Annotated in this window: 11 protein-coding genes; all 11 read left to right on the top strand. The window is 33.8% G+C overall.

Annotation, left to right across the window (positions count from 1 at the left end; translation table 11 throughout):
- Window positions 1-169: 169 nt before the first annotated feature.
- The 11 genes from ltrA (at window position 170) to ACFX40_RS23975 (ending at window position 11,520) form a co-directional block, all read left to right on the top strand.
- Window positions 170-1,963 (top strand): group II intron reverse transcriptase/maturase, encoded by a 1,794-nt coding sequence (ltrA, locus tag ACFX40_RS24025; RefSeq protein WP_377256658.1) that lies wholly within the window; start codon window positions 170-172, stop codon window positions 1,961-1,963.
- Window positions 1,964-2,077: 114 nt separating this feature from the next.
- Window positions 2,078-3,040, top strand: a complete 963-nt coding sequence (locus ACFX40_RS24020; protein ID WP_377256753.1) for a toprim domain-containing protein — start codon at window positions 2,078-2,080, stop codon at window positions 3,038-3,040.
- Window positions 3,033-3,644: a restriction endonuclease gene (locus ACFX40_RS24015; RefSeq protein ID WP_377256655.1), complete on the top strand. Its 612-nt coding sequence runs from the start codon at window positions 3,033-3,035 to the stop codon at window positions 3,642-3,644. The genes ACFX40_RS24020 and ACFX40_RS24015 overlap by 8 nt, the downstream gene beginning before the upstream one ends.
- A 285-nt stretch (window positions 3,645-3,929) precedes the next feature.
- Window positions 3,930-4,490: a L,D-transpeptidase gene (locus ACFX40_RS24010; RefSeq protein ID WP_377256652.1), complete on the top strand. Its 561-nt coding sequence runs from the start codon at window positions 3,930-3,932 to the stop codon at window positions 4,488-4,490.
- Window positions 4,491-4,766: 276 nt separating this feature from the next.
- Window positions 4,767-5,453, top strand: coding sequence for a 7-cyano-7-deazaguanine synthase (locus ACFX40_RS24005; RefSeq protein ID WP_377256649.1), 687 nt, complete (start codon window positions 4,767-4,769; stop codon window positions 5,451-5,453).
- Window positions 5,454-5,531: 78 nt separating this feature from the next.
- On the top strand, window positions 5,532-6,449 hold the full coding sequence (locus ACFX40_RS24000) for an ABC transporter ATP-binding protein (RefSeq protein WP_377256647.1): 918 nt from the start codon (window positions 5,532-5,534) through the stop codon (window positions 6,447-6,449).
- Window positions 6,446-7,192 carry a hypothetical protein gene (locus tag ACFX40_RS23995; RefSeq protein ID WP_377256645.1) on the top strand — a complete coding sequence of 249 codons (747 nt, stop codon included), beginning with the start codon at window positions 6,446-6,448 and terminating at the stop codon, window positions 7,190-7,192. The genes ACFX40_RS24000 and ACFX40_RS23995 overlap by 4 nt, the downstream gene beginning before the upstream one ends.
- Before the next feature lie 9 nt (window positions 7,193-7,201).
- Complete coding sequence (locus ACFX40_RS23990; RefSeq protein WP_377256642.1) at window positions 7,202-7,624, top strand: HIT family protein; 423 nt, start codon at window positions 7,202-7,204, stop codon at window positions 7,622-7,624.
- A gap of 735 nt (window positions 7,625-8,359) precedes the next feature.
- Entirely contained in the window at window positions 8,360-8,557 is a 198-nt protein-coding gene (locus tag ACFX40_RS23985; protein ID WP_098525980.1) for an IDEAL domain-containing protein, read from the top strand.
- Between the two features lie 640 nt (window positions 8,558-9,197).
- Window positions 9,198-10,325, top strand: a complete 1,128-nt coding sequence (locus ACFX40_RS23980; protein ID WP_377256639.1) for a spore germination protein — start codon at window positions 9,198-9,200, stop codon at window positions 10,323-10,325.
- A complete protein-coding gene (locus ACFX40_RS23975; RefSeq protein ID WP_377256636.1) occupies window positions 10,309-11,520 on the top strand; it encodes a Ger(x)C family spore germination protein in 1,212 nt (403 codons plus the stop codon). The genes ACFX40_RS23980 and ACFX40_RS23975 overlap by 17 nt, the downstream gene beginning before the upstream one ends.
- Window positions 11,521-11,546: the final 26 nt, after the last annotated feature.

Below are 11,546 nucleotides of genomic sequence, written 5' to 3'. Positions count from 1 at the left end.
CTGGAGCAGGAAGGGGTTATTCCTGTGGTGGATAGATGTCTTATGACACACCTGAAAGGGTGCTGACTTCCAAGAGCGTAAGCTCTAAGTCCATCTTTAATGGGCTTCCTGGTGTACAACACGAAGAAAAACGGAACGCGACTATACTACTAATAGGAGGAGATGTGCGATGTCAAACACATCAGAAATATCGATAGTGTCCGCCGCGACTCCACTTACTGATTTTGATAGCGTCCCATGGATGCAATTAGAACAGTATGTCAGGAAGTTGCAACAACGGATTTATCGTGCAGAAAGTCTTGGGAAACGAAGAAAGGTCAAATCCTTGCAACGACTGTTGATGAGGAGCGAAGCAGCATTACTACTCTCGATTCGACAAGTCACTCAACTCAACAAAGGAAAACGAACAGCTGGGGTCGATGGGTTTAAAGCGACTTCCAGTAGAGAACGCGCTAGCTTATACAATAAGATGCGAAACTATAACGTATTTACACACAACCCTTCTCCTGCTCTTCGGAAATACATTCCGAAGGGAAAAGGGGAGAAGTTAAGACCTTTAGGTATTCCCACAATGAAAGATAGAGTGTATCAAAATATCATTAAATTGGCTCTTGAGCCACAATGGGAAGTGCGATTTGAATCTATTTCTTACGGCTTCCGCCCCAAACGGGGCTGCCATGATGCAGTAGAAGCTATCTTTAATAAAATAAACCTAGGATCTAAAAAGAAATGGGTATTTGAAGGGGATTTTCGTGGGTGTTTTGATAACTTGAACCATAATTACATCATGGAACAAATTAAAGAATTCCCAGCAAAGAAAACGATATTAAAATGGTTAGAAGCAGGATTCGTCGACAATGATGTATTCAAGAAAACCGAATTCGGTACGCCACAAGGCGGAATCGTGTCACCATTACTTGCTAACATCGCATTACACGGGATGGAGAAAGAACTAGATATTAAATATCGCGTCCTCCGTAAGAAAAAGGGAACGTACTATGAAATTAATAGCACTAGAACGGTTATACGATATGCAGATGACTTTGTAATTTTTTGTGAAAGTAAAAAGGAAGCTGAAAGTATGTACGAAAATCTGAAGTCTTATCTAGCCAAACGCGGATTAGAATTAGCCCATAACAAGACCAGAGTCACTCACATTAGCGAAGGCTTTGATTTTTTAGGCTTTAACTTTCGTCAATATCCTACGAACAAAGAAAAAGGGCGTTTATGGAAATTAATTATTAAACCAAGTAAAAAGTCTCAATCAAAAATGATAAGTAAAATTCGAGACTGTTTCAAAAGAAATCAAGGGACAAACGTAGAAAATCTTATTGCGGATTTAAAACCTATTATTCGTGGGTATGCAAATTATTGGAAAACGGTTTCTTCTAAGGGAGTCTTCTCAAAAATGGACCATTATATTTGGATTAAAACAAAGCAATTCCTTAGAAGACTTCATTCAACAAAACCATGGAAGTGGATAATTAAACAATATTTTCATTCTGATATTCATGGTCAAAGTGGAGACAAATGGCTATTAACGGACCCGAATAAAAAATATCAAATTATTCGAATGTCATGGACGCCAATCATCAGGCATCAATTAATTAAATACAGAAATTCCCCTTTTGATAGCAACCTGACAGATTACTATCAAAAAAGGGATCTAAAGCTATTTGAAAAAGATACTATCACATCTAGACAGAAACTGGCGAAAAAGCAAAAACACAAATGTCCAATATGCCAATGTTCCTTATTAACAGAGGAAGGATTAGAAGTACATCATAGAAAACCAGAATTTCATGGTGGAACAGATGAATATAAAAATCTATGGTTGGTTCATACATCTTGTCATATTTTATGGCATAAAGCATTTCCGTCAAAAGGAAAAATACCAACGACAAAACAAATGGTCGCATTTACTAAAATGCTACGAAAAAAGAAACTATTACTAACAACTTAATTATGTATTTGCAAGGTACATTCTTAGGTTAAAACCAAGACAATCTGACGTACGCTTGAGCCGTGTGTGGTGAAAGTCACAAGCACGGTTCTTAGGGGGGAAAGGAATGGTAACATTCCTGACCTACCCGACCGAGATGTTGATTTGTTGTCGTATCTGGAAGCCAAAGGCGAAACCTTTGTAAAAGAAGGAAAGTATTATCGTCATACGGAACATGATAGCTTACTCATCAAAGGAAATATGTACGCTTGGAATAGCCGGAATGAAACAGGATACGGAGCAATCAGTTTCGCTCAAATGTATTATGGGATGTCGTTTCCACAAGCTGTATTAGATATTAACAAAGGCGATTATAAAGAGCTTTCTCAGTCGCATGAGCAACCGTCGGTTTCATCATCAAAAGAGCCTTTTCGCTATCCAAAAGAGTTAGAAGTGAAGGATCAAAGCAAAGTAAAAGATTATCTCATAAAAGAACGAAAAATTGATCCTCGATTAGTTAACTGGCTCCTTCAAAAAGATTTAATCGCCCAGGACAAACGAAACAATGTGGTGTTTAAATGGCGTGAACATGGAGGTAAAGGAAAAGTGATTGGGGCGGATCGACAGGGAACAGCTTCGATAAAAAATAAACGAGGTTCTTTTAAACAAGTCTTACCGAACGATAACCCACATACAGGTTTTTCAGTTGACGTTGGTCGCCCAAATAAAATTCATTTTTTTGAAAGTCCAATTGATTTGCTTTCTTATTGGAGTATACAAGAAACTCAATTGCAGAATACACGCCTTATTAGTATGAATGGTTTAAAGCCTAAAACGGTTGCACAGTCTTATATCGAAGCTCGAAAAGAAGGCTTAGGCATTAAAGAAATGGTGTTAGCTGTCGATAATGACCAAGGGGGAAAAGAATTTATTGACAAAATGAACCAAATCGTTAATGCTGATTTAATAAGAGCAGATATTCCAAAGGGAGCGAAAGATTGGAACGACGAATTAAAGAAGAATGGAAAAAGCATTCAACCTGTGGCATCACGTCTCCGGAATAAACAAACTGAACAGGAGCTTTCAATGAATGGATAAAGTGTTTCAAGGTGTATTTTACCTCTTTCTTATCATGATTTTAGTGAAACTTTCTCAATTTGCTTACCGTGTCCTTCGTGAACGGAGGTATATGAAAGAGTTAGCCCAATCGGGTATGCCCTATATTGATAAAATGGATGGTTATCAGTTTGAAATATATTTGCAGGCCCTTTTCCAACAGTTAGGGTATAAACCTCAAGTAACTAAAAAGTCTGGTGACTTTGGGGCTGATTTAGTGATGAAAGGCAAAGAAAAAATTGTCATTCAAGCTAAACGATATGGAATTAAAAATCGGGTCAGTATTTCAGCTGTACAAGAAGTGTATGGGGCAAAAGCGTATTATAAAGCGAATCAGGCGTGGGTTGTGACCAATAGTTATTTTACGAAACAAGCGAAAGAGCTTGCAGTTGCATGTGATGTGACTTTATTGGATCGGGCGGATCTGCAAAAGTTTATTGATGAAGTCAATCCTGTTTTTAAGACACGGGAAATTTTTGGGAATATCACACCAGAACCTCGTAAATGTCTAAAGTGTGGGCAAGATCTAGTTGTACGGGATGGGAATGGCACTCGCTTTTTTGGCTGTTCCTCTTTCCCTTCTTGACGTCATACAGAAAAAATTAATAAAGAAGTAAGTAAGAGCAGACCTTCAGTGTAGTAAGGTCTGTTTTTTCTTGCTCTAAATAGGCGCTGAAATTTGCATCGAATGAGTAGTTATACGCAAAACAAAAGTTAGTTTGGTCAGAGAGCGTTTCTCTGCATGTCAAAATCATCGATTAACTAGTAACTAGATTTTTATTTATGAATGATTGTGACGAGAAAGCACCTTTCTAATTGGAAGGTGCTTTTTTCGTTTCTTATAAAAATATAAAAAAAGAGGAGAGTTTTTATGAAGAACATTCTTATGAAATCAATGACCGTTCTTACGTTATTAATGGTGGCATTATGTGGAGTAAATCAGGGGGAAATAGAAGCAGCAAGCAAACCAGCCAATCAAGATTTAATCATCATTAACAAATACTACAACAAGCTTGCCTATTTTCATAATGGTTATATTGAAATCGTTAATCCAGTAGCAACGGGGAAAACGTGGGATAAAACACCTGTTGGGTTTTTTAAAGTGGTAAACAAAATTAAAAACCGCCCTTACTATACAGGACATATTCCTGGGGGCGATCCTCGCAATCCGTTAGGAAAACGTTGGTTAGGACTAAATGCAAACGGTACGTATGGTGATACATACGGCATTCACGGCAATAACAATGAAAATAGCATTGGAAAATACGTGAGTCAAGGTTGCGTGAGAATGCATAATGTAGACATCGAAAAACTTTATGATAAAGTCCAAGTGGGCACACCGGTTGCCATTACGTATTCCTATAAAAGCTTCGTTAATCTTGCGAGTGTATATGGATATAAATTCAAGGGTTACCATACGAAAGGAAGCTAAAACTACCCCAAAAAGAAATTATGTGTTTTCTTTTTGAGGATTATGTTAGGAAAGAAATAACGTCCCAGTCATAAATTTAAACTATTTTCGTACCTTCATATCCAATAAGTGCAACAGTAATTAGAAAATTCATAATAATACTATATAAAAGTTAGTGGGGAATAAATTACAAGCAGGACTATAGTTTTAAAAATTACAAAATATTCTAAAAATAGTTTATTTTTAGGAAAATAATAAGTAAAATAATGGTTGTAATATACAAAGGGAGATGATGTTATGGAAAAAGCTGTTCTTTTATTCTCAGGTGGACCAGACTCTACTACACTAGCTTATTGGATTAAGGAAAAGGGGTATGACTTAAATACTTTAACTTTTAACTTTGGTGAAGAAGAAGGAGAGGCTGAAAAAAGGACTGCACAATATTTTACAAGTGAACTAAATGTTCCTCATAAATTTGTTAGCTTTGAAAAGGTTATGAAAGATTTTTATATGGGCGATGAAGACCCTATCCATATACTTAGAAAAGCAGCAACAAATGATGCACCTATAAAAGCGTTTGGTGCTGGTGTTGCAATCTCTTTAGCAGCTTCTTACGCGGCAGAAATTGGTGCTAGTCATCTATTCTACGCTGTTCATAAGGACGATACTATTTTTAGAGAAAATAACAAAGAATTTTTTCAATTAATTTCGAAGGCTATCTCAATTGACCTTGGAAAGGAATTTACTGTTCATACTCCTTTCTTAGATAAAACAAAAGCAGAAGTTCTAAAAATTGGACATGATTTTGGAATACGTCTTGATGAAACTTGGAGTTGCGCTACAAACAGTTCTATTCATTGTGGATCTTGTGCACCTTGTCAGGATAGAAAAAAGGCATTTAAGCTAAATAATTTACCTGATAATACACTATATAAAGAGCTTACTTCTAAAAACGAAACTCTACAACTAGACACTAAAGCATAAATTTAAAAATTATTAAAAACCTATCTTTTGTAATTTATTAAAGGTAGGTTTTTTTATTAAATGATAAGGAGTAACTAAATGTTAACCTTAAAGAATATAAATAAAACTTTTGATAATAAAACGGTAATAGAAGATATTTCTTTACAATTTAAAGAAGGAGAAATTGTAAGCATAGTTGGACATAATGGAGCTGGAAAGACAACTCTAATGAAAATTATTACAGGTTTAATATTACAAGACTCAGGGACAGTCGAAATTTATAATAAGAAAAGAAATAAAAAACACTTAAAAAAAATGTCATTATTATTTGAAGGAAATAAAAACTTTTATTCGGAATTAAGCCTATACCAGAATATTCAATATTTCTACAGGCTAAGGGGCTTTAAATACTCAACCTCCACACATAATAATGTAGATAACTATTTAAAAGCGTTTAATCTATATGAATATGCTCAAAAGCCGGTATACAAACTTTCACGTGGCATGCAGCAAAAAGTTTCAATCATTTTAAATTTTGTACTCCCGAGTACAATTATTTTATTAGATGAACCTACATTGGGATTAGATGTTTTCTCAATAGAGGAATTTGAAAAGCTTATTGTTCAAGCAAAGTTAGAAGGGAAAATCGTCCTTATAACTTCTCACCAGCTTGACTTATTACAGAGACTTTCTGATAAATTAATAGTTCTTCACAAAGGTAAAGTGTTATTTGACAATAAGCCCAATGTATTTCTAACAAAATATGCTCCTACAATATATACGTTGAAGTATAATCAGAAAATCCCAGAATTTGATATAGCTAATATAATGTCATTAAAAAGGGAACATAAAATTTCAATCGAAAAAAATGAAATAGTACTCCCTTACTGTACTGATTTAAAGTTATATGATTACTTAAAATATTTAAGCTTAGAATATATTGAAAGTATAAGCACCAATGTTCCTAAATTAGAAGATGCTTATAAAAAGTTTTGGTCTAATGAGGAAGTAATATGATAGAAGTTATAAAAGGGAATATTATAAAAGAAGTACATTTAATTAATAATCGTAAAATAGGTATGCTGTTTACTGTTTTAAATTCCTTTTTACTTTTCTTTGCATTATATATGTTATTTAACAATATTGTACAAGCAAATGACAATGCAAGATCTACTTTTATTATAAGTTATGTATTTTGGTATTTTTCTCTTTCAGTAATAACCGATCCTGGATGGGTTATTGTAAATGAATCATCTAGGGGAACTATTGAGCAATGGTGGTTATCTCCTTACCCTTTTTGGGGAATACTTTTATCCAAAATAATAGCTGGAAATCTCGTGAACTCACTTAGGACTATAATGCTGTTAGTATTAATAATGATTACAACTAGACCTGATATTTTATTTAATTTACAAACAATTATCATCCTATTTATAGCAGTAGTAGGTATGTATGGTGTTGGATTTATATTGGCGGGGTTCTCCATTATGTATAAAAGGATTCAAGATATCATACCAATCTTACAATATATACTTTTAGCAACTATTTCTTTACCTGCTAATAATAATGTCTTTCTTACCTTGATACCTATATACTCTAGCTCTGTCTTATTAAAGAAAAGCATACTAAGTAAACATATAGCCTTTTTTGAATATGGCTTGTTTACTATATCATCCGTATTAATCTTTATTTTAGGAGTTCTTTTCTTTATATGTTGTGAGAAAAATGTTAGAAAAAAAGGAAATCTTAGTAAAGTGTAGGTGGGAATTTTGAAAGAATGTATATTCTGTAACATAGTGAACAAAAAAAGTAGTGCTCATATTATCTTTCAAGATGAATATGTAACTTCCTTTCTTGATATAAATCCGATTACAAAGGGTCATACCCTCCTTATTCCTAACAAACATATAGAAAGATTAAACCTTATAAAAGATCAAAAGCTATCAAGTCATTTAATGGATTCCTTAATAAAAGTATCAAATATGCTTGTTCAATCGGGAATATGTAAGGATTTTTCAATAGTTCAAGATAATGGAGATCAAGCAGATCAAGATGTAAATCATCTTCACTTTCACATAATACCCAGATATATTATGGATGGAGTAAATATGAATTTAGAAACTAATAAGATTTATTCAAATAAGGAGAGTTTATATAATACTTGGCAGGAAATTCATAAGCCCATGAACTAAAACGAAATCTTTAGATATGAGTATTTAGCAGCTTTTAGGAGCTCTTAACTATATTTTGTTAAATTTATACAGAACATATATCTTACCAATAATAGAAAAAAAACAAAAACTGATTACTATAATCTAAAGTTAATCAATAAAAATAATGTTTAAAGTATTTTATTTTAAAAAACTTTAAACATTATTTTTATTGTAGAAAAACTTCATATTTGTCGTCAGGTAGAGTAAATAGTAAAACTATTATTTTTATAAGGTAGTTTATATATTTACTTCTTTACATAAAATAAATTGATTTTATATTTTTAAATTAACTTAACTTATTAAAAATGCCTTAATGATAAATACTTATAAATTTTACATTAAGATAAAGTGAATAAAACAATTTCTTAAAAGATAAATAGAGGGTAGAGTGGTATATGAGAAGAGATTAAATCTCTATGTGTCGTCAATAAGTGTAATTAATAAAACGTTTATCTTCAAAAGCTAATTTTTATCTTTTCTCTGATAAATATAATGAATTGATCATCACTATCATTTCTCTTTAAGCAATTATCTATTAATTATGTTGTTATATCCAATTGAAGATATCTAAAAAATATCTAAAATTAATATAGGAGTGTAATCATGCATATTACATATTATTCTATGTCTCACTTCATCTATCAACCTTGCATAAAAAGAGCGCAAAAGGGAATACTGTTTGCAAAAGAGAAAAGATAAAGGGGTTGACGTTTTATGGGAAATAATGTACTTAACGGAATGGATTCGGTTGATCCAAATTTGCGTGATGAAATGTTGGCTGAATTGTTTTTGGATCAAATGATGAATGACTTTAAAAGAAGTAAAATCCTCGAGAAAATTGATCACTCCTTAAAGAATAAAGATAAAGAAGCTTTTTTACGTTTAACAGAGAAATTAAAATCTGTCTCTTAATAAAAACAATATAACATAGAAGAAACTCGTCAAAAGAAGCCTTTGCTCAACAAGAGCAAAGGCTTCTTTTCATAAATTTCTCCTATATTCAAATCAGATTAACTTCCCTTTGTATAAGAAATAAATAGAAGAATAATACTACCTGGTAAATAAAAGAATTTCTTATGGAGTAAATAACGATATTTTAAGGGTGTTTGTGTCTAGCCCCTTCTTAATATAAAGGTAAATAGGGTGATTAGTATGGGGAAATCAATGGTTTCCTATCTTCCAGAGTGGCAAGTTTTTATACAAGCGTTAATAGCATTTTTTATTCCATATATAATCTCTAGATTGTTTAATTGGATTCGTACTTCAGAGGAAGAGTGATGAAATTGAAAACAAACAAGAATCTGTATCTAAAAATTCAGCTAATCCATTTACACGTGATTTCAATTCAAATGTAAAGGGTTTGGAAGAAATTGGTCATAATTCTAACGTTCATTTTAGGGAGTTTATTATAGGACGTACCGGCATTCAAGCATGCAGTCTTCGTTGAAGGACTATCAGATAGAGATCTTATTGATAAACATACTTTGTCATCATTGATGGCTGATTTTTCAGCAGAATCCCAATTGAAACAGCCTTACGAAAAGGGTAGCTTATGATGAAAGGAAGTGAACTGTGGATAATGCTCAATTCAAACGATCGTATTACGACACCTCAAGCAACCGTGGTTGTTATCAATTTTATACTTGGAACAGGAATTCTTACTTTGCCCAGGACAGTGACGGAACAAGTAAAAACACCAGATGTTTGGTTAAGTGTTATTTTAGGCGGAATAATTGCCATGATAGCAGGAGTAATTATGGTGAAATTAAGTCGAAAATTTCCTAAAAAAACGTTTTATCAATACAGTCAAGAAATTGTAGGGAAATGGATGGGCAAGTTATTTAGTTTCTTCATAATAGGTTATTTTTTAGTACTTGGTGGGTTTCATGCCCGTTCATTGGCAGAAGTAACAGGATATCTATTGTTGGAAGGAACCCCTAAATGGGCTATTATTATGCCCTTTATGTGGGCAAGTCTCTACCTAATCAGAGGGGGGATAAATCCAATTGCTCGTCTATTTGAGATTATATTACCTATTACGGTTATTCTTTTTTTACTTGTTGCCTTTATGAGTATCAAAATATTTGAAGTAGACAATCTGCGCCCGGTACTAGGTTCAGGTATCACTCCGGTGCTAAAAGGCATAAAAACAACTGCTCTTGCATTCACGGGTCCTGAAATCATGTTAATCATTTTAGCTTTTATGAAAGAACCACACAAAGCAGGAAAAGCTGTACTAGTTGGAATTACTATTCCTTTATTCATTTATGTGATTACTGTTGTAATGGTGATCGGAGCGTTATCAGTTGATGGAGTAGTTACAAGAACATGGCCCACACTTGATTTGATACGAAGTTTTGAGCTGACTGGTTTGATTTTTGAACGATTTGATTCTCTGTTGCTGGTGGTATGGATTATGCAAATGTTTACTTCTTTTACTGTTAACCATTACGCTGCTTCATTAGGACTATCTCAACTTTTCCAAAAGAACATTCATCCATTTATGTATGGCGTGCTTCCCGTTATTTATCTCATTTCCATGATCCCCAAAAACATCAATGATGTATTTAAAGTAGGGGATATGGTTGGCAACGCTGCCTTAGTTTTATTTGGCTTTTTGCCACTGCTTCTTCTCATCATTTCAAAAGTAAAGGGGAGAAAGTATGAAACACAACTTTAATCACATACAGTTCTTATTGGTTTTACTTTCTGTTTTTTTGCTCGTTCCTCTGATGGGCTGCTGGAGTAGTCATGAAATTGAAGAAAGAAGTTTAGGGGTAGGTGTGGCGCTTGATAAGGGGAAGGAGTCCATGATTGAAAAAGAATTTGATGAACAAGGAGGGGGATATGCGAGAAAGAACCTGATTACGTCAACCTATCAACTTATCACCCCACAAGTGGCAAGTTCAACCACTAAACAAGGAGGTCCTCAACAGAAATCTTATGTAAATGTGTCTGAAACAGGAGATTCTGCTTTTCAAATGATTCGTGAATTATCTTTAAGAAGTGATACTCCTTTAACTAGTCCCCATATGAAAGTGATGGTTATCGGCGAGGCCCTTGCACGATCGTATAGTTTGGAACAATTAGTGGATCAAAGTCTTCGTGACAATGATTTTAGACCAAGTTGTCTAATGTTTATTAGTAAAGGGAGAGCAAGCGACACACTCGAATCAAAAACAGCAGGAGAGATCCCAGCATTTCGTTTGTCTGCAATGGTGGAAAATGCCTATCGAACAACGAGAATTTTACCTCCTATGTCGCTTATTAAACTAGAGAGCAAGATCCAATCACAATCTAGTTTTCTGTTGCAAAATGTAGTATCAGCAAATGGAGAAATCAAATTTGAAGGTGCAGGTATAATTAAAGGAAAAACAAACAAAATGATTGGTTTTTTGAATGAGGAAGAACTGGATGGTCTGACTTGGATCACAGGTAAAGGAAAAGGTGGCCTAGTAAAAAGCTTTGATAAAAAGACCGGTCAGCTGATCGTATATGAAATAGAGTCTATGAAAAGTCACATTCAACCCTATGTGAAAGGAAATAATATCTCTTTTGATGTACACGTTGAATCAGTGGGAAGGCTATCTGAAAGTTGGGTGACCTCAGGGAGCACTTTTAACAATCAATTTTTGCAGAACGCACAAAAAACTTCAGAAAAAAAAGTAAAGTACCTGGTAAAAAACGTACTAGAAAAAATGCAAAAAGAATATCGAGTCGATGTTGCGGGTTTCGGAAATCGATTGAGAATTAAGCATCCTAGAGTATGGATGAGGGCTAAAGAGAATTGGGATCAAACATTTAGTGGAGTTCCGATTAACTACGATGTGAAATTAAGGATTAAAGATTATGGAGCGTCAGGATCAACGAAGTAAGCTTTTAAGTTTAACTTTGCTTATTT

Source organism: Priestia sp. YIM B13552 (assembly GCF_042787775.1).
Taxonomy (GTDB): Bacteria; Bacillota; Bacilli; order Bacillales; family Bacillaceae_H; genus Priestia; species Priestia megaterium_E.
This window is presented reverse-complemented; position numbering and strand designations above follow the sequence as displayed.

Coding starts and splice junctions, on each gene's coding strand:
- ltrA (WP_377256658.1), top strand. CDS start 170: ATGTCAAACACATCAGAAATATCGATAGTGTCCGCCGCGACTCCACTT.
- ACFX40_RS24015 (WP_377256655.1), top strand. CDS start 3,033: ATGGATAAAGTGTTTCAAGGTGTATTTTACCTCTTTCTTATCATGATT.
- ACFX40_RS24010 (WP_377256652.1), top strand. CDS start 3,930: ATGAAGAACATTCTTATGAAATCAATGACCGTTCTTACGTTATTAATG.
- ACFX40_RS24005 (WP_377256649.1), top strand. CDS start 4,767: ATGGAAAAAGCTGTTCTTTTATTCTCAGGTGGACCAGACTCTACTACA.
- ACFX40_RS24000 (WP_377256647.1), top strand. CDS start 5,532: ATGTTAACCTTAAAGAATATAAATAAAACTTTTGATAATAAAACGGTA.
- ACFX40_RS23995 (WP_377256645.1), top strand. CDS start 6,446: ATGATAGAAGTTATAAAAGGGAATATTATAAAAGAAGTACATTTAATT.
- ACFX40_RS23985 (WP_098525980.1), top strand. CDS start 8,360: ATGGGAAATAATGTACTTAACGGAATGGATTCGGTTGATCCAAATTTG.
- ACFX40_RS23980 (WP_377256639.1), top strand. CDS start 9,198: ATGATGAAAGGAAGTGAACTGTGGATAATGCTCAATTCAAACGATCGT.
- ACFX40_RS23975 (WP_377256636.1), top strand. CDS start 10,309: ATGAAACACAACTTTAATCACATACAGTTCTTATTGGTTTTACTTTCT.